This is a genomic window from Kiloniella antarctica (genome assembly GCF_042682825.1).
GTDB lineage: Bacteria > Pseudomonadota > Alphaproteobacteria > Kiloniellales > Kiloniellaceae > Kiloniella > Kiloniella antarctica.
Window position 1 is genome coordinate 110,544 of sequence record NZ_JBHUII010000007.1, and the last position, 24,803, is coordinate 135,346.

Sequence of the window (24,803 nt, forward strand, 5' to 3'; positions counted from 1 at the left end):
TCGGGCCCTCGATCAACATGCGAAGCAGATAGAATAATCTGCAATAATTACGCAATAATTATAGTGAGATTCCTAACGCGAATGGTCTGTTTCGGCAAGGAGCTTTGTTGCAACGCACACAAACAAGACAGAAATTAACGTAAAAGTGACTTCAGAAAACAGTCATTTCATTGAAAATAATTTGAAATATAAAATTATTTTGCACAATTTACACATGTCGTCGCGTAAGGGAGAGCTTCAAGCCGTCCTTCAGGAATATTTTCTCCGCAACCTGAGCAGACTCCATAACTCTCTTTTTTTATTCGGGTTAAGGCAGCACGAATTTGATTAATTTCATCCAACCCTGCCTCTTCGAGCCCTTCAAGAACTTCATCACCTTCGCTCTCGGTGGCATTTTCACCAAAGTCCTGACTATGAGGTTCACGTAGCTCATGCTCTATCTGATCAACCCGAACACCAAGATCTTCCATTCGGGCTCCCAGTTTAGCTTCAACTTTCTTCAGATTCAGCATTTGCATTTACTCCCTTCAGTCATTGCTATTGGGATGGCACCATTCGTACGATATCTGTCATTGAGGCATATCGAGAACAATTACTAAATTCCTGGTCAAATTTTCCGAGTCTTCAACAGCCAGAGAAACAGCTCCTTTCAAAGCCTAAGACTATTTACGAAAAAAAGGAAGTATTTCCTCTGAACTTCACTCAACCACAATCATGTAAAAAAAGTCCGTTATCAACTCACGAAGTTATCCCAAGTGGGCCAAGCCAATGTATTCTTGAGACCGCATTTCCTGTAATCGGCTAACTGTCCGCTCAAACTCAAATGCACCATCGCCCTCTGGGTAGAGCTTCTCCGGCTCTGTGGCAGCTGATAAGACTAAGTTACATCGATGTTCATACAGCGCGTCTATCAACGATATAAAGCGGCGCGCTTTATCTCGATTGTCCGGCCCCATAGTAGGCACCTCAGACATAATAATTGTATGAAAATGTCCTGCAATTGCCAGATAGTCTCCCGTCCCCAAGGCCCGCCCACACAATTCATCAAAACTTACAAAACCAACATTTCGAGCAGCCCGATAGATTTCAAGGTGACGCCCTTTAATCAAAAGTGTTTCCGGCTCGACACGCGCTCCTTCTGTTAGTGTAAGAAAGGCATCCTCAAGAGCTTGCTCGGCCACAGGTCCCAAGGGCGTATGGTACACAGGTAAATTACGCATTCTCTCTAAACGATAATCAATACCTGAATCCAGTTGAAGTACGTCGAGTCTTTCCTTCAAAATATCGATGAAAGGCAAAAAACTCTCGCGTTGCAGGCCATTTTCATACAAGCGATCTGGCGGCCAGTTCGATGTTGCGACAACCACCACACCATTATTAAATAAAGCCTCAAACAAACGTGCCAAGATCATCGCATCAGCGATATTTACAACATGGAATTCATCAAAGCAGAGCAAGAGCGCTTCACCAGCCAATTCTTCCGCGAGATCCGGCAAAGGATCTGAGCGCGTTCCTTTATGACGTTCACGCCACTTATGTAATCGTTCTTGAACTTCTTGCATAAAGGCATGAAAATGTACCCGACGTTTCTTTTCCACAGGCGCTATCGAAAAGAACATATCCATGATCGTGGACTTTCCAGTACCGACACCGCCAAAAAAATAAACTCCTTGAGGTGGCGTAACCTTTCGCCGTCCGAGGCCTAAACGTTCCTTCCAGCTCTTTCCTTCTGTCGATGGTTGATACTTTTTAAGGGCAAGATAAAGGCTTTGTAATTTTTCGGCTGCCAATTCCTGAGTTTGATCCGGGCGCAACTCTCCTGAATTACGCAGTTCACGATAAAGAAAAAGCGGGCCTTCACTCATAAAAATATCCCAAAACGACAAACATCAACTTCACCAGTAAAAATTTAATGTGCAAAAACATCATCGACCACCTGAACAGTCAAGAATGCTACCATTACAATAAGAAGCCTCTTCAGAACCAAGCCAGATAACAGCATTTGCAATTTCCTGGGCAGTCCCCGCCCGTCCAAAAGGGATCATTGGCGCAATGCGATCCACTCGCCCGGGGTCACCACCTAAGGCATGGATTTCCGTATCAATAATACCTGGCGAGACGGCATTGACTCTCATCCCCTCACCGCCAACTTCCTTAGCTAAACCAATTGTCATTGCATCAACAGCTGCTTTGGATGATGCGTACCATATATACTCCCCGGGGGAGCCAAGACGTGCTGCAATAGAGGAAACCGTAACAATTACACCACCTTTCCCACCACGTTTGGTCGACATCCGTTTAACCGCTGCCTGAGAACAATAAAGCGCTCCCATAGTGTTTATAGCAATAACTTGGCTCATGACTTGTGGATCAACCTCATCAAATCGACAAATTTTTCCTGTGATACCTGCGTTATTTACAAGCATTGTAACCGGCCCGAGTTTAGATTCAGTCGTAGCGAAAAGACGTTCAACCTCCACATGATCAGAGACATCTGCCTTACAAGAAATTGCACGACCACCAGATTCATTAATTTCTGCAATTAATGCTTCGGCTTCGGAATCACCACTGTGATAATTAACACAAACCAAATATCCTTTAGCTGCGGCTGAGCGAGAGATTGCAGCGCCAATTCCACGGCTCCCCCCTGTGATGATTATTACTCCAGTCATTAGCTGCTCCCGTTCGGCATAAAATGTTGCATCGCAAAATCATAAAAGCCTGAATCGGCTACTATTTCAACAACCAGATCAATCAAAAATAGATATACTAGTTTGGTTTCAACATAATTCAGGGGATGAAAGTGAACGAAGACACATTGAATATGAGTATTCGGAAGTTTCTCAAAAAAGTTGGCATCACCTCCCAAAGAGAAATAGAAGCGGTAATCCGCAAGGGTCTGGAAGATAACAAGCTCAATGATAAGGGCCCCCTTCAGGTCTCAGTCAGACTACAGTTGCCTGACCTTAACCTCGACCACCTCATAACAGGTAAAATCGACCTCGATTAATTTTTTTAATACCGAAGCGACGGTTTTCATATTTCCTGGCGTTGAATGAGCATGGAACATTTTATAACGGAGAAATTATTATGATCAGTAAAAAAACTTTAATCGTCGCAACCAGTATCGCTTTTCTTACTGCAAGTGCAGCTTTCGCAGCAGGCGGCGGCAAGTGGCACAGCTCTCTAAAGAATGCAGATTCGAACGGAGACGGGAAAATTACTCAGGAAGAGTTACAAAATTCTCAAGCAACTCACTTCAATCAAGCCGACAGTAACAGTGATGGACAGGTCAGCTTACCTGAAATGGAGCAAGCGATCACCAAACATGTCTTAGAAAGAGCTAAATCAAAGTTTGAAAAAATGGATACTGATAATTCGGGCAGCCTCTCAACAAAAGAATTTAGTGCCAGAATGAATAAGATGATGAAACATCTCGACAAAAATAGTGATGGTGTAATTAGCGCTGATGAAATACCAAAACACGGTCGTCATAAAAGCTAAACACCATACCAAAGTATACAACTATGATGGTTAAAACAAATTTGGGTCTTGAATGACACATCTTCATACCCCTGAAGAGGATGCAAAATTAATGGCCCAGGTCGCACAGGGAGATGCAATCGCTTGTCGTCTCCTTGTGCAGCGCCACCTTGGTCCTCTTGTTGGTTTGGCTTTAAGAATGACACGAAACAATTCAGAAGCTGAAGACATTGCCCAAGAAGCCTTTGTCCGACTATGGAAGCAGAGTAAAAACTGGCAGCCAAAAGCAAAAATATCAACATGGCTTTACCGAGTTACCCACAATCTATCTATTGACGTAATTCGACGAAGAGAACGCCAAAATGTGACCGACAGCGACATGACTGAAATTGCAGACACGACAACGAACCAATCCGAGAAGCGGCACCGACAAGATGTCAGCAAGCAAGTTCAGGCTGCGATATCCTCTTTGCCAGAACGGCAACGTACAGCCATCACGTTAGTACACCACAGAGATTTAAGTAATAAGGAAGCAGCCAGCATAATGGATATTTCAGTTGACGCTTTAGAATCTCTCCTGGCTCGTGCTCGGAAGGGTTTACGTGTTACTTTAGAGGAACAACGTGAAGATCTGTTAGGAGCTCAATTATGATGGATCGCCCTCCCCTAGACCGACAAGATAAAGAAAAATTACAATTCTTGCTCGACTGTTACGGCGCTTATGAACATCATTGGCCAAAAGAAAAGCGTACGTGGATGTTAGAGCAGTTTAACAAGTCCACAGAGGCTCAAAAATTGCGACAAAACGCAATTGAACTCGATAATCTCTTGGATCTTGCACCTTCCGAACCTAATGTCGACCATCTAATGGAAACTATTTTGGCAGATGTTCCCGTTGCAAAGAATAAAGGCAGCCTCCTCTGGAATTGGTGGCCATACGAGAGCTTATGGCGGCCTCTATCCGCGCTAACCATGGCAGGTGCATTTGGTCTCATTCTTGGAACCAGTTCTCCAAATTGGATTTACGATCAAGAAAATATCGAACTTCAAGAAGACTACATTGCCTTTAGTGAAGCCAGTTTCAGTAGTGATTTTCTGGAAGGAGAAATCAACTAATGCCTATTCCATCCAAAAAGACACTCACTATACTTTTCTCCATATCTCTCGCCTTAAATATCTTTTTTGGCGGGCTTATTGGGTCGCATCTTTGGCACGCCCGGAGTTTTGGTGGTGCAGGAGAGTTTGGTAGCTCTCATGTTCAGAAAAGTAAGTGGAAGAACCTGACGCCCGAACAACGTAAACTCTTCAAGAATATTTGGCGCGAACATAAAGTTGAAATAAGATCCAGTTTTAAAGAGATTCGATCATCACATAAGCGCCTGAAAGAAAACCTAAAAGGAAAAACTGAACGCTCAGAGTTCACAGAAGTCTTTCAAACCTTCCTTGGCGATCAAACTTTGATCCATACCCAAACAATCGAAAAACTACTAGATATCGCCATGACACTCCCGCCGGAAGATCGTAGTACTTTCCTGTCCCTTTGGGGAACCGGCCCAGGGCGTCAACGATCCCATAATCGAGATCGATCTCCAAAACCTTAAATCAAGAAAGCATACGCATACATATTTACGGCCAGATACTTAGCCGGTATTTAAAGGCCAATTTTGATGTTGCAGAAATCAAATGATAAAGACTACTAAAGGTCTTTATCATTTGATAATTCGGCTTTCGGGCAGCAAAACAGAAGCTGTCGTCCCTTTGCCTTCAATACTGACAAGACCCAGCGATCCTTCGTGTAAATGACAAAGCTTTTGAGAAATTGAAAGGCCGAGCCCTGTGCCCTGACTCTGCCGTGCCATCGTGCCATCAACCTGAATAAAAGGGTTCATTACATCTTCAATTTTATCTGCAGGAATACCAATCCCCGTATCAATAATTTTGATAGAGACACCATCGTCGTTGGACTGACTTACAATTCGAATTTTCCCACCTGCTGGGGTAAATTTAACTGCGTTTGAGAGCAAATTAATTAATATCTGTTTAACCCCACGCTCATCCGCATATACGTTGGGAAGATCCGACGGCGTATCTACTTCGAGATCGAGATCACCATGTTCAAGGCGAGTGCGCATGATCGTGATCGAGGATTCAATCAATTTTTTCAAATTAAGGCTCTCTTCATTGAGAGAAAACTCCCCAGCCTCAATTTTGGATAAATCAAGAATATCGTTGATCAACTGTAGCAGATGATCACCACTGTTTTTAATATCCCCTAAGTATTCTTGATATTTCCTAGACCCCAAGGGACCAAAAATTTCCCGTTCCATAAGTTCAGAGAAACCAATAATTGCATTCAAAGGAGTTCGAAGTTCGTGGCTCATGTTTGCCAAAAATTCTGATTTGGCCCGGTTCGCCAGCTCGGCGCTCTCCTTAGCCTCCATCAATTGAATTTCAGCCAACCTCTGCTTGGTAATATCTTCTTTAGCTGCCACATAATTTGTTATGACACCCTGCTCATCAACAACACTTGAAATTGACGCCCATTCCCAGAAAAATTCGCCATTTTTGCGACGGTTCTTAAAAGCTCCGCTCCAAACCTTTCCACTTGAAATAGTTTCCCATAATTTCTGATACTCTTCTGGTGTTGTGTGGCCAGACTTCAACATATTCGGATTTTTGCCTATAACCTCTTCCGCTGTGTAACCTGTAACTTCCAAGAATTTTGGATTTACATACTCAATAACACCATTTGGATCAGTGATTTCGATTGCTACAGGATTTTGCTCGACTGCTTTTGATAGTTTTCGCAAATTACCTTCTACCTTTTTCTGGGTAGAAATATCTCGAATAAAGGTAACCCTCGTCGCTTCACCATCCAGCACACTATTTTTTGCGTTGATACTTATTTCAAAAAAAGAACCGTTTTTATGAATTCCAATAGATTCATAAATACCTTCCCTGGCATTGGAGATATAATCCTGCACCATCACCATGGCTTCAGGTGCAATCAGATCCTTGGTCCCAAGCGAGATCATTTCTTCGTAACCATACCCAAACAACTTTAATGCTGCGTCATTACAGTCACTTACACCTTCTTTCGAGTGAATAATAATGGCTTCATTTGACAGTTCGGACAACCGACGCAACCGTTCTTCGCTCACTCTTAATGCGTGTTCCGCCTTTTTACGTGCAGAGATATCTACCGATATACCGATCAACCCACCATACGTCCTATCCGGGTTATCGAAGCGGGCTTTATGCATCAAAATATGTAGATCTGAACCATCTTTGCGGATAAAAATTGCTTCCTGCTCTTCGGTTTGCCCTTCAGCTATTGCTTTTTTGTCAGCTTCGATAAAAACATCGGCCAATTTTTGTGGGAAGATTTCGTGAGAGGTTTTCCCCACAATTTCATTTAACTCCATGCCTATATTCTCAAGAAACAGTTTATTACAACTGATAAACTTTCCTTCATGGTCCTTGAAGTAAACTTGAGCAGGCATGGCATCTATCAATGTCTGCAAAAAAATATTATGCCGCTCGACTGCCGCCTCAGCAGTTTCCAGCTTTTCAATTTTATCGGAAAGTCGGTTTAGACAAGGAACTATTTTTACAACACCAAGAATAAGGGCGATACAACCGCCAACATAGCCAACACTCAACGCCAACAAAGGAAGCGTTTGATGTTCGCCATAAGAAAGGCTGTTGCTTAACGGCTCATATCTTTTGACAAGGTCCAAGAAAGCACCAAAAGCAAAGAGAACAACCCCTGTAGTCAGATAGCCCCACCCTTGCAACAAAAGCTCCTTTGCTGGACGACGCTGGAAAACAACAATAACAAGTACGAAGAGAACTACTGCACGAAGAGCATCGGCGGTTACATCCTGCATTTCAAAACAATTTCCCCATAGTCCATGCCATTCACCAACCTATTTAATCTCCCCTTAAACACCATAAGACACTGGTACACTCTTCGATTTAAAACGCTACAAAAAATCAAATTTAATATTAATAGGGAAAACTAATCCGAAGTAAATGCGGCAAAACTTATCTCCACAAAAAACAAGGCCGACACGAAGTCGACCTTGTTTTAGATAATTCAACTCTAGAGGTCCAGGATCAGACCTTGCGTTCGACCATCAACTTTTTGATTTCTGCAATCGCTTTGGCAGGATTCAAGCCCTTAGGACAAGTTTTAGTACAGTTCATAATCGTGTGACAGCGAAAGAGCCTGAAAGGATCTTCTAGATTATCTAAACGAGATCCAGTTTCTTCATCGCGGGTATCCGCAATAAATCGATAAGCTTGTAGCAACACAGCAGGGCCAAGATAGCGATCACCATTCCACCAGTAGCTCGGACAAGACGTTGAGCAACTAAAACAAAGGATACATTCCCAGAGGCCATCAAGTTTTTTACGATCTTCAGGTGTTTGAAGACGCTCTCTCTCAGGTGCCGCCGTCGTTGTTTTTAACCATGGCTCAATAGAAGCATACTGCGCATATACATGATTGAGATCGGGCACCAAATCTTTAACTACAGGCATGTGCGGTAGAGGATAAATTTTAACTTCATCGTCTCCCTCAACATCACTACAAAATTTGGTACACGCCAGAGTATTACTGCCGTCGATATTCATCGCGCATGACCCACAAACACCTTCGCGACACGAGCGACGGAAAGTCAGGGTCGGATCAATCTCATTTTTGATTTTGATCAATGCATCCAGAACCATCGGGCCACAGTTATCCATGTCCACTTCGTAGACATCTTCACGCGGCGTCTCGCCACTATCAGGATCCCAACGATAAACGCGGAATGTCTTGGTCTTTGTTGCCCCAGCCGGAGCAAGATGCTTTTTGCCGCTCTTGTTTACTTTTGAGTTGGCTGGAAGTGCAAATTCTACCATTTTTTATTCTCTCCTTGACGCTATTCCCACCGCACCGACTAATAAACGCGGGCTTTGGGTGGGAAGGACTGCACATCATCTGACAACGGCTCCAGATTAACTGGGCGATAATCAAAGGTTACAGTTCCGTCATCGGCACATTTTGCCATGGTGTGTTTCATCCACTTTTTGTCATTGCGATCCGGGAAATCTTCACGTGCATGCGCCCCGCGGCTTTCTTCACGATTAGCTGCCCCAGACATTGTTACACGCGCCTGATACATCAGGTTGTCCAATTCAAGGGTTTCAACCAGATCAGAATTCCAAACCATAGAACGATCAGTGACCGATATATCGTCTTTCTTCTTCCAAATCTCGCCAAGGGCATCAACACCCTCCTTGAGGGTTTCACCCGTTCTGAACACAGCCGCGTGGCCTTGCATTGCTTTTTGCATTTCCAAGCGAACTTCAGATGTCTTCATAGAACCTTTCGCAAAACGTGCTTTATCCAGACGTGCGAGTGAATTATCACCTGCATCTGTTGGAAGATCAGCCTGTTTTGCACCAGGTTTAACTGTATCAATACAATGAAGTGCTGCACCACGCCCAAAGACCACGAGATCAAGAAGTGAATTAGATCCCAAGCGGTTTGCACCGTGAACAGAAACACAAGCTGCTTCACCAATCGCCATCAAACCCGGGACTTCCACATTGGGATCACCGTTCTTACTGGTGACAACTTGGCCTGTGTACTTACATGGAATTCCACCCATATTGTAATGGCAGGTCGGAATCACAGGGATCGGTTCTTTTGCAACATCAACACCCGCAAAGATACTGGCAGATTCAGCAATGCCCGGAAGACGCTCATCAATGATGGCAGGATCGAGATGTTCAATGTGCAAGTTAATGTGATCGCCGCCAGCGCCAACACCACGGCCCTCACGAATTTCCATGGTCATCGCACGACTGACAACATCACGGCTGGCAAGATCTTTTGCGCTAGGCGCATAACGCTCCATAAAGCGTTCGCCTTCAGAGTTGGTCAGATAACCACCTTCGCCACGGACACCCTCAGTAATAAGACAACCAGCGCCATAAATACCCGTGGGATGGAATTGAACGAATTCCATATCCTGACAATCAAGTCCCGCACGTAAAGCCATGCCATTACCATCACCTGTACAAGTATGAGCACCAGTACATGAGAAATAAGCACGGCCATAACCACCGGTTGCCATGATAACTTTTTGTGCACGGAACCGATGGATCGTTCCGTCATCAAGGTTCCATGCCACGACACCGCGACATTCCCCATTTTCCATGATCAGATCAATGGCGAAGTATTCAATAAAGAATTCCGCGTGACGACGCAGGCTTTGCTGGTAAAGCGTATGCAACATAGCATGACCTGTTCGATCAGCCGCAGCACAAGTCCGCTGTGCAATGCCTTCCCCATAACGGGTTGTCATACCGCCGAAAGGACGCTGATATATTTTGCCCTCTTCGGTCCGGCTAAATGGCATACCGTAATGCTCAAGCTCAACGATCGCAGGCACGGCTTCACGCACCATGTATTCGATAGAATCCTGATCACCCAACCAGTCAGATCCCTTAACGGTGTCATACATATGCCAGCGCCAGTCATCTTCACCCATATTACCAAGAGAGGCAGATATGCCCCCTTGAGCAGCAACGGTATGACTACGGGTTGGAAATACTTTTGTTATACAAGCAGTTTTGAGCCCCGCTTCCGCCAAGCCCAGTGTCGCACGCAATCCAGCGCCACCAGCCCCGACAACGACCACATCATACGTGTGATCAATAAACTCATATGCTTTGTTTGATGGAGCAGCGTTCATCGTTTATTTCCTAGCCCCTGAATAAAATCATCAAAATTGAAAGAACACCTGTCAGGCCCAACACAACGTGGACAGACAGACTCAGGAATAGGGTCACAACCTTACTTACTTCGCCATGAACATAATCTTCGACCACCACCTGCATGCCTTGCTGCGAATGCAGTAGACCGACAGAAATGAGAAGGATCAAAAGTCCTGCCACAATAGGCGATTGTACCCATGCGATAAACTGATGATAATCAGCCCCTGTCATCAATGCGACAGAGAACACAAACCACAGCACAAGGGGTATAAGAGCAAGACTGGTCAGGCGTTGTGCCCACCAATGTGAAACACCTTCTTTGGCAGAACCAAGACCACGCGCACGCGCTAAAGGAGAACGAAGCGACATATCAAGCACCTCCCAAGGCATAAGCAAGGACCCAAAGCCCCAGCGTGATCAAAACTGTAAATACCATTACAGCTTTACCTGATGCATAAGCAGTTTCAAGCTCGAGGCCTTTACCTGCATCCCAATAGAGATGTCGGATACCGTTGCAAAGGTGAAAAATGAGAGCCAATGTCCAACCAAAAAGCATAAGTCGGCCGAACCATGATCCCAAGAAGGATTGCACAAGCTCAAAGTATTCCGGGCCGCTCGCTGCTGCAGCAAGCCACCAGACAAGAACGATAGAGCCAACGGATGTGGCCACGCCCATGATGCGAAATAAAATTGAAAGTACGGAAGTTAATTGAGGACGATACACCTGCAAATGAGGCGAAAGAGGTCTGTTACCCCTGGACATATTTTCTTTCCCGATATAGCGCGCCGGCTCCACAATTTAACTTCGCACGCTTTATATTTTTTGCGGAACCCAAAGATTTAACGACGTTAAACCGCATTGCAGCATTAGTCAATGTCATGCGACAAATACCCATCAAAGAACGACAAAGCCCCATACGTTACGTCACAAAAGACGAATGCCAATGCCACTTATTCGCAACAAAAGAGCTTTACCTCACCTAGACATGTTGCGATGCAAAATTCTACGTCAAACAATTTTGATAATCTCTAAATTGATTATCTACGAAAAGTCTCCTTAATTTTTTACCATCACGTGACCTCAAGGAGAAAGGCATATGATAATCTGTATTTATTAATGATAAGAAAACATCACCCTTTGTAATTCCCACTAAACATAATTGCTTGGAAAATTATTTTGGCATTAAAACTGTATAGTCAAAATCGAGAACAACATCAGAATGATACCTCCCGTCCTCATCCATTAAGGGCGTGCTCTCGCAATTGTTATTTTTAACGGCAATCAAACGAACCCTCAATGCACCGAGATCATTTCTTTCAGGAAAATCTATTTTCTCGAGAATTTCGCTCCAAGCATAGATGGTGTCGCCAGCAAAGGTCGGCGCAACATGCGCTCCCCCGTTGATGGCCATTATTTTGACCGCATTTTCCATTCCATTGAAAGAAAGTGATCGAGCCAACGAAATGACATGCCCCCCGTAAATCAATCGCTTGCCAAATCTTCCCTGACTTTCGGTGTGATTATTGAAATGGACCTTGGCTGTATTTTGGTACAGACGCGTCGCCATTTGGTGTTCAGCTTCTTCAATCGTCACGCCATCGACATGAACAATCTTCTCACCTACGTGATAGTCATCCCAACGAAAAGAAGAACCCGCGAGAGTATTATCAAAGCCAGACATAGTAAGCTTGCCCGGCAAAATAAAATCTTCGACCGAGACAACTTTTTTCAAATCAGGAACAATTGTTTTGGGTGAAGGAGAACCACTTGAACGCTTTCGAACCATAACCCAGCGTACATAGCTTAAAACCTCTTCGCCCCGTTGATTACACCCAGTAGAACGAACATATACCACCCCCGTCTTCCCACTTGAGTTCTCTTTAAGGCCGATGACTTTGCTGGTCGTTGTAATCGTATCTCCAGGATAGAGAGGCACCCCAAAGATACCTTCTGCATAACCAAGGTTAGCAATAGCATTAAGTGATATATCAGAGACTGTTTTGCCGAACACAACGTGAAAAGCAAGAAAATCATCCACAGGAGATCGCTCCAGCCCAAGAGAGCGTGCAAACTCATCGGATGAAAACAGGGCAAAGCGCGGTCCATAAAGTGCCGTGTATAACGCTTGATCGCCAGAACTCACAGTTCTTGGCGTGGCGTGTGCTATTTCCATCCCCAAACAGAAGTCTTCAAAAAAATTTCCTAATTTGGTCTTGCTTACAATTGCCTTCTGCACATCCATAACGTTCCCCTTCAACACTTTTTATGTGTTTTGTTCCAACTCGGCGATTATGTCAGATAACGCAATCAGCCTTTTGGCTTCTTCGGCATGTAAGTTTTCAATCAACTGTCCGTTCAAGACAACAACCCCCTGCCCTTTGTCATTAGCATCGTCAAAAGCCCGCACAATCTCGTGCGCTTTTTCAATCGCCTGTGAGGATGGCCCAAACGTCTTGTTCGCAGTTATAATCGTTTTCGGGTGTATTAATGTCTTACCATCAAAGCCAAGCTCTAAACCCTGTTCGCAAGATTTCTCAAAACCTTCATCATCGTTCAAATCCAAGCATACACCGTCAATAATACCGATCCCGTACGCCCGTGCTGCCAAGAGGCATATACCAAGCGACGTAATCACAGGAAGACGCATTCTTGTATGCTGCGCATGCAGGTCCTTAACCAGATCCGATGTTCCCATGATAAAACAAGAAATTCGGTTTGAGGCAGCCGCGATTTCTTTGGCATTTAACATCCCCAATGGCGTTTCCATCATACACATAACCGACATGGTTTGCGTCGCTCCAGAAGCATCCATTAAATCAATAAGGCTTTTAATCTGTTGTGCAGTCTCAACTTTAGGAAGAAGAATAGCATCAGCCGATGTCTTTGCTATGGCACGAACATCATCCTGCCCCCAAACCGTATCCAGATCATTTACCCGTACGATTAATTCTCGGTTGCCATACCCCCCTTGATTAAGTGCTTTTACGACTAAACCTCGTGCTTCGACTTTATTGACAGTTGAAACGGCATCTTCAAGATCAAGTATCAACGCATCCGTAGCAAGCGCCCGCCCCTTTTCAAGAGCCCGAGCATTTGATCCTGGCATATAGAGAACAGATCGACGAGGCCTTTGGATAGAAATCATGCCCTTTTCCTTACCTGCATTTTCTTATGTTTATTAGTGCAGAATTTATTGTGCACCGCAGCATTTAACGTATCATTCCATCAAACTTCTTATCAGACAAGACCTTTCATTTCCTAATTTTGAATTTTAATTACCGTATATTACCTCTCTTCCTTACGCCTCCCTCTTCTCGACAAAAGCAAAACTAGTCACGAGAATTAATTATGGAGATTCAAAATAAAAAAGGATGCGAAACTTTTCGCACCCTTCAAAAATTTTATACGAAAGAATAAACTCTTCACAATTGTTGAGTTTATGCGAGTTGCGGCTTTCTTTTCAAAGCAAATAATCCAACCCCAGCCAACACAAGGAGAGGGAAAGACATCAAAGCCACTGAGTTCCAATCAAATGTCGAGATAATGACGCCCGACCCAAAAGAAGCCAAAGTTGAAACAAGAGCAACAAGAGTATCATTCGCACCTTGAACAACTGATCTTTCGTTTGGCGCTAAGTTGTCGTTCAACATATTCGTGGCACCAATAAATCCAAAATTCCAACCAACTCCAAGTAAAATCAACGAAACATAGAAATGTCCAAGCTCAATCCCAGTCATAGCTGTACCAGCGGAGAGAGCCAATAAAAACAGTCCGCAAAAAACAACTCGGCCAGACCCAAAGCGCGTGATCAAACTACCTGTGAAGAAACTCGGTGCGAACATGGCAATGACATGCCAACGAATAACATCGCTTGCCTGGGTTTCACTAAAACCGCACCCGACCATAGCCAAAGGCGTAGGAGCCATAAGAAGAACCATCACCCCAAAAGATACTGCGGCACATAAAATCGCCGTATATACAGGACGACGGCGTAGTATTGAACTCACCGGGACCTTAATAGTCGCTTCTTTTGAAACACCTTGTTCTTTGATTGGAAGGGCCAGTGCAAGAACAGGAAGACACCCGATGAGAGATATCAACGTTATTGCTGCATACGCTCCAGCAAGTGGTATTGGGGAATAATAATCTTTCGAATAGACAAAAATTTCTGGACCGATAATCGCCGCGACCAAGCCAGAACCCAACGTGATAGAGATTGCCGTTGGTCGCCAAGATTCCGACACGACCTCTGCGGCGGCAAACCGGAAATAACCAAAACAACTCGTCGCGGCCCCCATAGCAGCATGAGCCAGGCAGAGCATAAAGAAATTTCCTAAAAAGAGGCTATAAGCTCCAAGTAGACCGCCGATTGCAGCAAAACTTGCTCCAAGTAAAAATCCTTTTTTCCGCCCAAACCTTCCCATAAAAACAGACATCGGCGCGGCAAAAAGCATCCCAGCGAGCATTTGTAAAGACACAGGCAATATTGCCAACTCTGTAGCAGGAGCAAGCATGATCCCGGACAATCCGCCAAGAATGATCAACATCGGCATTGGGGTGCCGAGTATGGCGTTACCCAGCAGGAGAAGAGGAAAATTAAATTTTTGTCTCTTGCTCAAAGTTTGGGAATTCATTTTGACGACACCTTTTGGAATATATTTGACGAACATAACCTTAATACATTAGAGGCTTGACCAAAATGATATTTCAGCATCATATTTCGCCAAACTAATTTGACACCAGCCAAAGGTGAGCCGGATGATAGAGACGAGAATGATCGACGTTTTTGTGTTTTCTGGCGTTAATCTATTAGATATCAGCGGTCCTGTTCAGGCCTTTCATAGCACACCAGGCACAAAGAAAACTCCATACAAACACCGCTTTATTACTCTCGATGGGAAAAATGCCATTACATCCTGCGGCATGGAGATCGTTGCACAAGGCTCTATGAGCAACCTCGCCGACCAAGCCGATCTTCTTATTCCCGGCGGTTGTGGTGTAGACAACCACCTAAAGAATGAACAGCTCGCAAAAATCTTAAGAGGCTTTATAAAAAATTCAAGTACGAACCGTTTAATTTCCATCTGCTCTGGCTCCTTAATACTCGCCGCATCAGGCCTATTGGATGGACGAGAAGCAACAACCCACTGGTCACGCGCTCAAATGGCAAAGAGCATGTTTCCAAATGTAATCTGGAAACTCGATACTATCTATACAAAATCAGATCAGATTTATACCTCTGCTGGTGTTTCAACTGGCATAGACCTCGCGCTTTCTATTATCGAAGAAGATCACGGTACGGGCATATCCCTAAATGTCGCACAAGAGCTGGTGGTTTACCTCAGACGCACTGGAGGACAACGTCAATTCTCTCACCTATTAGAAGCTCAAATTAAGTTAGAGCCCAAATTGCTCCAACTCGTTGATAAAATTACCAGTAACCCAGCTCAAAACTGGACCTTATCCGCGCTTGCGAACCAGGCGAATATGAGCCCGAGGACGTTGGATCGAAAATTCAATCAAACACTCAATACTTCCCCGGTTCAGTTTGTTGAACTCACCAGATTAAACCAAGCCCGAGTTCTCTTATCCAAGGGGGTATCTATGAAACAGGTTGCCGGACTCTGTGGCTTTGGCGATTTACAAAAAATGCGTCGCAGCTTCACCCGGCACTTAGGCATCACCACGACAGAATATATACAGCACTTTGGGCCCGCAGAAAACTAATGTAATTACTGTGCAATCGTTAAAGGATAACTTGTCGCTAAAATTGAAATCTTTCGCGAAACAATTTTGACTCAAAAAAAAGGGCTCGGAAAAATTCCGAGCCCCGCAAGTACGACAGAGGAGGACATTAAGGATACTGCCAGCTTAGCTGAGGTGATCCTTAATAAGCAGTTCAGCAATTTGAACTGCGTTCAGGGCAGCGCCCTTACGGAGGTTGTCAGCAACAACCCAAAGACTTAAACCGTAATCAACAGTTGGGTCTGTGCGTACGCGGCTGACAAACGTTGCGTCTTCACCCGCAGCTTCTTGCGGAGTAACATAACCCTCATCCTGACGATGATCGATAACTGTGATACCAGGTGTATTTTTTAAAAGCTCACGCGCACGTTCCACGGTAACTTCTTTTTCAAACTCAACAGATATCGCTTCAGCATGACCAATGAAGACAGGAACACGCACACAAGTTGCGGTCACTTTAATTTTAGGATCGAGAATTTTCTTGGTCTCGACCATCATTTTCCATTCTTCCTTGGTGTAGCCGTCATCCATGAAAACATCGATGTGTGGGATCACGTTGAAAGCGATCTGTTTGGTAAAGCACTCTTTAACGATAGGATCGTTTACGAAAATGCCACGTGTTTGGTTGAAAAGCTCATCCATTGCATCTTTACCACCACCAGAAACCGCCTGGTAAGTTGACACAACCACACGCTTTATCACGCCAGCATCATGCAAAGGCTTCAATACGTGTACCATCTGAATGGTTGAGCAATTGGGGTTCGCAATGATGTTACGTTTTTTATAACCACCGAGATCTTCCGGGTTCACTTCAGGCACGATTAATGGCACATCAGGATCCATACGGAAATGAGATGTGTTATCGATGACAATCGCACCAGCTGCAGCAGCTTTCGGAGAATATTCAGCAGACACTGCCCCGCCCGGAGAGGACAGAACAATATCGATGCCCTTAAAATCGAATGTAGCCAGTTTTTTGACCGTCAGTTCACCAACATCGCCAAAAGACACCTTTGTGCCAGCGGAACGGCTAGAAGCCAGAACTGTAATATCTTTGATATCAAATCCGCGTTCAGACAAAGTTGTTAAAACTTCACGACCTACGGCGCCAGTAGCACCCATTACTGCAATCTTGTGACCCATGGCTTTAGCCTACGTTCTTTCAGTTGCGGGCCTCATAGTGAGGCCGTTTTAAATATCTTTGCATTCCATCTGCGTTTTGGCAGAAATAGAAGCCCTAAAGAAAAAGGGCCGCCCCTCAATGGGACGGCCCTTTTATCAGCCTTTATTCCCGAGAGGATTTACCGTAAGCCACCCATCTTCACCTTAATGGTGGTGACAGGCGTGGTGGTAATCATGGTCCAGGTCGTTGTCACGGTTGCAACTGGACGCGCAGCAATGAACGCACGGCGAAGAGATTTCGCAGTGTGTGCAGCGCGCGGTGCGTTATGTGCAACGTGATTATACATAAAAACCTAGTCCACTCGGGTATTAACTCGGTCGCTAACGTAGTCAGCTTTATCTACTCGGTCAACAATGAAATTTACGTTTTTCATGTTTACTCAAACAGAGCCAACAAAGTTAGTGATACCAGAAATATTCAAACAATGTATCTGAACAAATTAAAAATTCGATGCATCAGCGCACCTAGCACTAATATCAGCAGGCGCAAAAACATCTCCATTAATTATTAATTCCTGTCCACCATTTTGAGTTAAGTTTGTCGGCATAAACTTTGACTTTCCACAAGGGACAGCAGTGTTGGTTGTTGTGATGTCAGCATCAATATTACGAAAGTCACCCATCATCCAAAATCCGGCATTTCCCGCATTGTCAATATCGACATTGTCGAAAGTCAGGTTTTCAACATCACGCATCATTCTCATCAATTGCACACCAATAATATTAACATTCGCAATATCAATATTTTTAAAATTTGAATCCTTTATTTCCTGAAGCATCATACCGCTATTCGAAGCATTCGTAATTGTAATGTTTTCAAAGTTATAATTTTTATTTTCAGTCGCCCCCACAATAATTGAACCATCACTCGAAAACCCACTGATATTCACACCGCTATATTGCCCCAGAGAATTCATCGCTCCCAGATTTGTGAGAGTAGAATTTGTAAAGTTAACATCGGCGGAAACAATAAAAGCCGCACCGTCAGCCCCGGTCTTATCAATTGAAAGGTTATCAAAAGTGGCATCGTGAAGGTAATGATGCACCATCCCCTCTTTACGGGAACGAGAGATCCTCGAATTACGAACATTCAAATCAGTCACAGCATTTGAAAACAATCCCGTTCCAACGTAGTCGGCGGTATAGTTATCGATATCAATATCGCTTGAACTAACCAACCGAACCCCGACAGCAGTAACCGTATTATTTGGATTTGCATTTGAAAATCCATCTGCATTATCAAAATCAAGATTACTGACCTCCAGATCAACCACATCTAGGCCAGTTCCATTCTCAAAGTTCAACCCTACCTGACTTGTTTTCCTAATATTAACCTTCTCGATACGGACATTATTTTTACCATCAGAATGAATACCATGCGCCCCACCCGATACTGTCATCCCAGAAAGTGTAGAATTATCATTCATTTCAAAAACGTTCTTATTTACATCAGTTCCATTAACATGCGTTTGACCAAAACTCATTTGTCGACCAGTGTTCGGATGCACAACGTTAAATTGTCCCTGTACACGTTGGCCAGATTGCAGATTAATTGTATCACTAACGTTCAAAATCTGTCCTTGTCCATTTACAAAACTCACCTGACCCACGGACGCAGCCTCAATTGCCGCCTTCAGTTCAGCACCTGATTTGCCCTCAATAACATTCAAATTAACAAGCTCATGCCCTGTTTCCATATCAATGGCCGGAACTTCCGCTCCAAAGCTTCCAGCTTGCGCCACAACATCAATATCGCGGACAATTGTCTCTGTCATTCGCCTTTCAATCTTAGAAAGTCGAGCACGCTTTTTCGCAATATCGGGCTGTAACGGTATTCGGAATTTCAAACCAATGAAGCCTTGTTTTCCACGAGGACTATCCCTTTGGAACTCCCCATTGAAGCTAACACGCGTACCAGCCATTAAGACATCGTTCAGTCTATATTCCGCCCTTAGTCTAGGACCGGTTACGCTATCTAAATCATTTTCCCAAAAATGATACCCGCCAAGATAAAGCTTAAACTCATCAGAGCCGTCTTCTGTTAGAGACAACCAGGGAAGTGTGTGGCCAATTTCGACATCCCCCCCCTTCATCGCACGCTCTTCACCTTCTTTCATTGTGATTGAACTACCGTTTAGTTGAACACTGTCATGCTGAGCAGAGGTCTTTATCGTATCCCCAAAAGGAACATAACCATTCATTCTTAGATCAAAATCACCCGACATGATCTCAGCACCAAACGTCATTTGATTAAAGCTATTGCCTTCAGGTGAACGTCTTCGGTCATAAAACCCATAACCACCAATTAACCAATCTTCATCAATAATACGGCGATAGCCCAGACCAACATTGGCTTCTCTTGATTTGTGGTTATCCATTTTTCCGCGAATATCGAGGAAAAGCATTTCCTTCTCGTCCTGATAAAGCGGAACAAAAACACTACTTTCCCCAATATGCCGATCTGTCCCGTACTTTCCCTCGAATTCAATATGTGCGCCCCATTTTTTTGAGGGCCCTGGTTCCAATACAGTATTTTCTTCTGCATTTACCCAAGTACTGCTTAGGAATGTAGAAGACATAATAAACAGAGCTAAAACCGTTCTGGTTCCCCCAACGGTCAGAGATGTTCTTTTAGGCATTTTATGAAACCTTTATATATTAATGATAATGCGACTCATTATCATTAATATATTGCTTTGTTAACATAAATTTAGCCTTTTATTTCAGATAGCAACTCACGATAGAAATCTAATTCTGAACCAATACTTATTAAGTATTCTTGAGAATCCAGACAAACAAAAAGGGCTGTAAATTTTCACTTACAGCCCTTTTAAAAGTATGTTTATATTTTAAGCAGCCTGCTCATCAAGTTCACGAAGTAAAGCCGAACCCATACCTTCGGTAGAGACCAATTCACAGCCTGCGGCCATAATGTCGCCAGTACGTTTTCCTGATGACAAAACTTTGGTCACAGCTTTTTCAATCAAATCTGCTTCATCCCCCATATCAAACGAATAACGAAGATTCATTGCGAAGGAGAGAATGGTCGCCAAGGGGTTGGCTTTGCTCTCGCCAGCGATGTCTGGCGCAGAACCGTGGACAGGTTCGTACATCGCTTTACGTCGACCCGTTGCATCTGTTGCCCCCAATGAAGCTGATGGCAACATGCCTAAAGAACCTGTCAACATCGCTGCTGTATCAGAAAGCATATCCCCGAACAGATTGTCCGTCAGAATGACGTCAAATTGCTTTGGTGTGCGAACCAACTGCATTGAACAATTATCAGCATACATATGAGAAAGGTCGATATCATCAAAACCTTCACCGTGAAGCTTGGTTACTTCTTCGCGCCATAACAGGCCTGATTCCATAACGTTTGCTTTTTCCACGGAACAAACCCGACTATCGCGCTTACGCGCAAGGTCAAAAGCGACTTCGGCAACGCGGCGAATTTCTGACGTGGTATAAACTTGCGTGTTGATACCGCGGCGCTCTCCGTTTGGAAGCGTTTCAATCCCGCGTGGTTCGCCAAAATAAACTCCCCCGGTTAACTCACGCACAATCATGATATCAAGGCCTGAAACCAATTCAGGCTTGAGAGACGACGCTTCAACCAGCGCATCAAAACAAAGAGCGGGACGCAGGTTGGCAAAGAGTTCCATTTCCTTACGCAGGCGTAACAAGCCGCGCTCTGGCTTGATAGAAAAATCCAGATTGTCCCATTGTGGACCACCAACAGCACCCAACAACACGGCATCGGCTTCCATCGCCTTGTCCATTGTCTCATCAGCAAGCGGCACACCATGCTTGTCGATAGCTGCGCCACCCACGAGATCTTCGGTGATGTCAAAGCTCACAGCCCGGCGTTTATCCATCCACTCAACAACGCGGTTCACTTCGCGCATAACTTCTGGGCCAATACCGTCACCGGCGAGAATCAATAAATTTTTGTTAGATGCCATTTTTCCGCTTTCGCATTTTCTTACAAAAAGACGGCTGGCAAATGCCAGCCCACACTATCCAAATTAGTATCTCTGGACCTTTAACAGATCCCAATCCATCATCACCTAAGCTCAGAGTCAAAAGGCGGGGACTAATAATAGTCCCCGCCTACATCATCTTACAGCCAAGGCTGTGTTGCTTTACGTCTACTTTCAAACTGATCGATATGCTCGGACTTTTCGAAGGTCAGACCGATATCATCCAAACCATTCAACAGGCAATGTTTGCGATGGGCATCCACTTCAAACTTAAGCGTGCCCCCGTCAGGACCCTTGATCTCCTGCGTTTCCAAATCGACAGAAACAACCGCGTTTGATCCGCGTTTGGCATCATCCATCAACTTGTCGACGTCTTCTTGCGGCAGAGCAATTGGTAGAATACCGTTTTTAAAGCAGTTGTTATAAAAAATATCAGCAAAACTTGGTGCGATGACACAGCGAATACCCTGATCCAACAGTGCCCAAGGCGCGTGCTCCCGCGAAGAGCCACAACCGAAGTTATCGCCGGTTACAAGAATCTGCGCATTTTTGTAAGCAGGTTCATCCAAGACAAAGTCAACTGGATTACCTGCCTCATCCGTACGCAACTCATAAAAGAGACCAGCCTTCAGACCTGTGCGCTTAACAGTTTTTAGAAACTGTTTAGGGATGATCATATCCGTATCAATGTTCACCAATGGCAGCGGAGCAGCCACAGAGGTGAGTGATGTAAACTTATCCATTCTCTGTTTTCCTTTAGCTTCTACGCTTAATCGTAATCACGAACATCGTCAAAATGACCCGCGATTGCAGCAACCGTTGCCATTGCGGGGCTTACAAGATGTGTCCTACCACCACGACCCTGTCGGCCTTCGAAGTTACGGTTTGATGTTGATGCACAACGTTCCCCCGGAGAGAGACGATCCGCATTCATAGCAAGGCACATGGAACAACCAGGCTCACGCCAGTCGAAACCAGCTGCGATAAAGATCTCATCAAGGCCTTCTTCTTCCGCCTGCAGCTTAACCAACCCAGATCCCGGTACAATCATTGCGTACACGCTTTCAGCAACCTTACGGCCTTTGGCAATACGCGCAACTTCGCGAAGATCTTCAATCCGGCCATTGGTACAGGACCCGATAAAGACTTTATCAATCGTAATATCTTTAATCGCCTGACCAGCTTTAAGATCCATATATTCAAGCGAGCGCGTAATCGCAGATTTCTTGTTTTCATCCCGTCCATCAGATGGGCCTGGTACAACCGCGGAAATACCAACGACATCTTCAGGAGAGGTTCCCCAAGTAACCTGTGGCTCAATATCCGAAGCTTTAATCACAACTTCTTTGTCGTACGTTGCACCTGCATCGGAAGGAAGTGTTTTCCAGTGCTGTACAGCCTGTTCCCAATTACCCGCTTTTGGCGCCATAGGACGACCCTTGATGTATTCAAAGGTTGTCTCATCTGGCGCAATCAAGCCAGCGCGAGCACCAGCCTCAATGGACATATTACAGATGGTCATACGCCCTTCCATTGAAAGCTTACTCATCGCATCACCAGCGTATTCAATTACATACCCCGTACCGCCTGCGGTACCGATCACACCGATGATGTGTAAAACCATATCCTTTGCAGTTACACCTGGAAGCAGATCGCCTTCAACAGTGATACGCATTGTTTTCGCAGGTTTTTGAATCAGTGTCTGGGTCGCGAGAACGTGCTCAACTTCTGAAGTTCCGATACCAAAAGCCAAAGATCCAAAAGCACCGTGGGTCGCCGTATGACTATCCCCACAAACGATTGTCATTCCTGGGAGCGTGAAACCTTGCTCTGGGCCGATGATATGCACTACACCCTGACGGACATCGTCCATACCAAAAAGCTGAACACCGAACTCTTCACAGTTGCTCGACAGTGTCTCAACCTGGATGCGACTTTCTTCGTCTGCAATACCTTGGGCACGGCCTTGCGTCGGAACATTATGATCCGGAACCGCCAGTGTATTTTCGGGACGGCGCACTTTGCGCCCAGTCATACGAAGTCCTTCAAAAGCCTGCGGGCTTGTTACTTCGTGCACCAAGTGACGATCGATATAAAGTAAGCAGGTTCCGTCGTCTTGACTATGAACCAAATGACTATCCCAAATCTTTTCGAAAAGGGTCCGCGGGTTACTCATCCTAACAAAGTCCTCGTTTTTTATTGGCGGCTTCCTCCAGCTATCAAGCCTTGCCATAAGGGCAAAACCAGTAACAGCGGCCAGAAAGCGTTCTTGCAACCATTCTTACTAATTTGGGCCAAGTTCGAGCGGAGCATAACGCTTCCGCGCTGCGCCGAAAAGTGTTTAAAGAACGATTGAATCTCTTTTTGTCACTATTCTATAAGAAAATTTCATAGTGACCATGTAATTTGCTACTTTTCTACACTCTGGTTGCGTTAAATATTAATCGTCAGCTCAAGTAAACTCGACCAAACGCATCATTATGATCAGCGACGTTCACCAGGATAAACTCATTACAAAACAAATAATTATCCCACTCCCTCACGAAATAGACCTTTTCTGCCACAAGTTTGTTACTGGACGAACACCCTTAAAATCACCTCATTGTGTACATAATACCCGCAAAAATCCCCCGCAAGGTAATTTAGCATTATTTTCGGCGGCAATGCGTTAGCTGGTAAAATTTGGGAGCAGATTACATGAACCGCAAATTAAGAATCCTCATATTACCCATAATTGTGATGGTAGGGATTTTAGTCAGTGGCTTCGGCTCTTTTGATGCCCTGTTTACTCCAAGTGCAGAATCCATCCCACGTTGGACAGCTTCTGATCCCAAAAGCACAACAATGATCCAAAATAGAAACTGGAATCACTTCCTCAAGACCTATCGAGAAGAAAGTTATGATGGCATTGCACGCATTGCCTATCACCGAATTTCACTCAATGACCGCCTTGTTCTTAGGGATTACATACGTCAACTACAGGGTATCTCGGTTAGTAAACTCAATCGCAAAGAACAGTTGGCCTATTGGGTTAATCTCTACAACGCGACAACAGTTCAGCTCGTTCTAGAGCATATGCCAATTGAAAGTATTCGCGACATTGACATCTCCCCAGGGCTCTTTGCCTCCGGCCCTTGGGACAAGAAAATTTTACGCGTGGAAGGTGAGAAGCTTTCCCTCAATGACATTGAACACGGCATACTCCGTCCGGGTTGGAAAGATCCAAGAATACATTACGTCCTAAACTGTGCTTCTCTTGGTTGTCCTGACATCCCCAAAAAAGCACTGACAGCTCAAGACAGTGAGAACCAGCTTAGCCTTGCCGCAACACGTTTCATAGATCACCCCAGAGCGATCACCATCCCCGAAAACAATGAAGCGGTCGTTTCAAGCATTTATATCTGGTTCAAGAAAGATTTTGGCGGCAGCGATGCTGCCATTCTGGATCACATGCGCACTTTTGCATCCAAAAAGAAAAAGAAACGCTTAATGAATGTCAGGTCGTTGGAAAGCCACCGATATGATTGGGATCTAAATGCTGTCCCTGTAGTCGCAACAGCATCGGCAGGATCTTGAGGGTCACACCCAACTTCACAGGACAACAGGCATAGCAACAAAACTTAATCTTCACCTGATGATTC

24 protein-coding genes are annotated in these 24,803 nt (G+C 44.6%); 7 read left to right on the top strand and 17 right to left on the bottom strand.

The features are described 5' to 3' along the window. Positions 1-194: 194 nt before the first annotated feature. From ACFSKO_RS14130 to ACFSKO_RS14140, 3 genes are all read right to left on the bottom strand, one after another. Complete coding sequence (locus ACFSKO_RS14130) at positions 195-512, bottom strand: TraR/DksA family transcriptional regulator (RefSeq protein ID WP_380252718.1); 318 nt, start codon at positions 510-512, stop codon at positions 195-197. A gap of 234 nt (positions 513-746) precedes the next feature. Further along, positions 747-1,865: a cell division protein ZapE gene (zapE, locus tag ACFSKO_RS14135; RefSeq protein ID WP_380252720.1), complete on the bottom strand. Its 1,119-nt coding sequence runs from the start codon at positions 1,863-1,865 to the stop codon at positions 747-749. Positions 1,866-1,925: 60 nt separating this feature from the next. Continuing rightward, on the bottom strand, positions 1,926-2,672 hold the full coding sequence (locus ACFSKO_RS14140) for an SDR family oxidoreductase (RefSeq protein WP_380252722.1): 747 nt from the start codon (positions 2,670-2,672) through the stop codon (positions 1,926-1,928). 125 nt (positions 2,673-2,797) lie between these two features. Here ACFSKO_RS14140 and ACFSKO_RS14145 point away from each other — a divergent pair, with 125 nt between their 5' ends. The 5 genes from ACFSKO_RS14145 to ACFSKO_RS14165 all read left to right on the top strand — a co-directional run bounded on the left by ACFSKO_RS14145 (position 2,798) and on the right by ACFSKO_RS14165 (position 5,084). Next, a complete protein-coding gene (locus tag ACFSKO_RS14145) occupies positions 2,798-3,010 on the top strand; it encodes a DUF6494 family protein (protein WP_380252724.1) in 213 nt (70 codons plus the stop codon). An 80-nt stretch (positions 3,011-3,090) separates the two neighbouring features. Then, positions 3,091-3,504: an EF-hand domain-containing protein gene (locus ACFSKO_RS14150; RefSeq protein ID WP_380252726.1), complete on the top strand. Its 414-nt coding sequence runs from the start codon at positions 3,091-3,093 to the stop codon at positions 3,502-3,504. Positions 3,505-3,556: 52 nt separating this feature from the next. Continuing rightward, entirely contained in the window at positions 3,557-4,135 is a 579-nt protein-coding gene (locus ACFSKO_RS14155) for an RNA polymerase sigma factor (RefSeq protein ID WP_380252728.1), read from the top strand. After that, the gene (locus ACFSKO_RS14160) at positions 4,132-4,599 is read left to right on the top strand and encodes a hypothetical protein (protein WP_380252730.1); all 468 of its coding nucleotides are present in this window, start codon (positions 4,132-4,134) and stop codon (positions 4,597-4,599) included. The genes ACFSKO_RS14155 and ACFSKO_RS14160 overlap by 4 nt, the downstream gene beginning before the upstream one ends. Then, positions 4,599-5,084, top strand: a complete 486-nt coding sequence (locus ACFSKO_RS14165) for a periplasmic heavy metal sensor (RefSeq protein WP_380252732.1) — start codon at positions 4,599-4,601, stop codon at positions 5,082-5,084. The genes ACFSKO_RS14160 and ACFSKO_RS14165 overlap by 1 nt, the downstream gene beginning before the upstream one ends. Positions 5,085-5,192: 108 nt before the next feature. On the opposite strand, the gene ACFSKO_RS14170 is transcribed toward ACFSKO_RS14165, so the two are convergent. The 8 genes from ACFSKO_RS14170 to ACFSKO_RS14205 all read right to left on the bottom strand — a co-directional run bounded on the left by ACFSKO_RS14170 (position 5,193) and on the right by ACFSKO_RS14205 (position 14,889). After that, a complete protein-coding gene (locus tag ACFSKO_RS14170; RefSeq protein WP_380252734.1) occupies positions 5,193-7,373 on the bottom strand; it encodes a PAS domain S-box protein in 2,181 nt (726 codons plus the stop codon). Positions 7,374-7,602: 229 nt separating this feature from the next. Next, positions 7,603-8,391, bottom strand: coding sequence for a succinate dehydrogenase iron-sulfur subunit (locus ACFSKO_RS14175; RefSeq protein ID WP_380252736.1), 789 nt, complete (start codon positions 8,389-8,391; stop codon positions 7,603-7,605). Between the two features lie 38 nt (positions 8,392-8,429). Then, positions 8,430-10,232, bottom strand: coding sequence for a succinate dehydrogenase flavoprotein subunit (gene sdhA, locus ACFSKO_RS14180; RefSeq protein WP_380252738.1), 1,803 nt, complete (start codon positions 10,230-10,232; stop codon positions 8,430-8,432). A gap of 10 nt (positions 10,233-10,242) precedes the next feature. After that, positions 10,243-10,623, bottom strand: a complete 381-nt coding sequence (gene sdhD / locus ACFSKO_RS14185) for a succinate dehydrogenase, hydrophobic membrane anchor protein (RefSeq protein ID WP_380252740.1) — start codon at positions 10,621-10,623, stop codon at positions 10,243-10,245. Position 10,624: 1 nt separating this feature from the next. Beyond that, positions 10,625-11,017 carry a succinate dehydrogenase, cytochrome b556 subunit gene (gene sdhC, locus ACFSKO_RS14190; protein WP_380252742.1) on the bottom strand — a complete coding sequence of 131 codons (393 nt, stop codon included), beginning with the start codon at positions 11,015-11,017 and terminating at the stop codon, positions 10,625-10,627. A gap of 409 nt (positions 11,018-11,426) precedes the next feature. Beyond that, positions 11,427-12,497: a MaoC family dehydratase gene (locus tag ACFSKO_RS14195; RefSeq protein WP_380252744.1), complete on the bottom strand. Its 1,071-nt coding sequence runs from the start codon at positions 12,495-12,497 to the stop codon at positions 11,427-11,429. A 21-nt stretch (positions 12,498-12,518) separates the two neighbouring features. Further along, positions 12,519-13,400, bottom strand: a complete 882-nt coding sequence (locus ACFSKO_RS14200) for an HpcH/HpaI aldolase/citrate lyase family protein (RefSeq protein WP_380252746.1) — start codon at positions 13,398-13,400, stop codon at positions 12,519-12,521. Between the two features lie 292 nt (positions 13,401-13,692). Beyond that, positions 13,693-14,889 carry an MFS transporter gene (locus ACFSKO_RS14205; protein WP_380252748.1) on the bottom strand — a complete coding sequence of 399 codons (1,197 nt, stop codon included), beginning with the start codon at positions 14,887-14,889 and terminating at the stop codon, positions 13,693-13,695. Positions 14,890-15,028: 139 nt separating this feature from the next. Here ACFSKO_RS14205 and ACFSKO_RS14210 point away from each other — a divergent pair, with 139 nt between their 5' ends. After that, complete coding sequence (locus ACFSKO_RS14210) at positions 15,029-15,982, top strand: GlxA family transcriptional regulator (RefSeq protein ID WP_380252750.1); 954 nt, start codon at positions 15,029-15,031, stop codon at positions 15,980-15,982. 144 nt (positions 15,983-16,126) lie between these two features. Here the strand turns inward: ACFSKO_RS14210 and ACFSKO_RS14215 are convergent, their stop codons facing one another. From ACFSKO_RS14215 to leuC, 6 genes are all read right to left on the bottom strand, one after another. Continuing rightward, complete coding sequence (locus tag ACFSKO_RS14215; protein WP_380252752.1) at positions 16,127-17,143, bottom strand: aspartate-semialdehyde dehydrogenase; 1,017 nt, start codon at positions 17,141-17,143, stop codon at positions 16,127-16,129. Between the two features lie 158 nt (positions 17,144-17,301). Continuing rightward, entirely contained in the window at positions 17,302-17,469 is a 168-nt protein-coding gene (locus tag ACFSKO_RS14220; protein ID WP_380252755.1) for a hypothetical protein, read from the bottom strand. 153 nt (positions 17,470-17,622) lie between these two features. Beyond that, entirely contained in the window at positions 17,623-19,821 is a 2,199-nt protein-coding gene (locus ACFSKO_RS14225; RefSeq protein WP_380252757.1) for an inverse autotransporter beta domain-containing protein, read from the bottom strand. 210 nt (positions 19,822-20,031) lie between these two features. Beyond that, a complete protein-coding gene (leuB, locus tag ACFSKO_RS14230) occupies positions 20,032-21,144 on the bottom strand; it encodes a 3-isopropylmalate dehydrogenase (RefSeq protein ID WP_380252759.1) in 1,113 nt (370 codons plus the stop codon). A 158-nt stretch (positions 21,145-21,302) separates the two neighbouring features. Further along, the gene (leuD, locus tag ACFSKO_RS14235) at positions 21,303-21,905 is read right to left on the bottom strand and encodes a 3-isopropylmalate dehydratase small subunit (RefSeq protein ID WP_380252761.1); all 603 of its coding nucleotides are present in this window, start codon (positions 21,903-21,905) and stop codon (positions 21,303-21,305) included. Positions 21,906-21,931: 26 nt separating this feature from the next. Continuing rightward, positions 21,932-23,338, bottom strand: a complete 1,407-nt coding sequence (gene leuC / locus ACFSKO_RS14240) for a 3-isopropylmalate dehydratase large subunit (RefSeq protein WP_380252763.1) — start codon at positions 23,336-23,338, stop codon at positions 21,932-21,934. A 521-nt stretch (positions 23,339-23,859) separates the two neighbouring features. Here leuC and ACFSKO_RS14245 point away from each other — a divergent pair. Next, positions 23,860-24,738 (top strand): DUF547 domain-containing protein, encoded by an 879-nt coding sequence (locus tag ACFSKO_RS14245; protein ID WP_380252765.1) that lies wholly within the window; start codon positions 23,860-23,862, stop codon positions 24,736-24,738. Positions 24,739-24,803 lie beyond the last annotated feature (65 nt).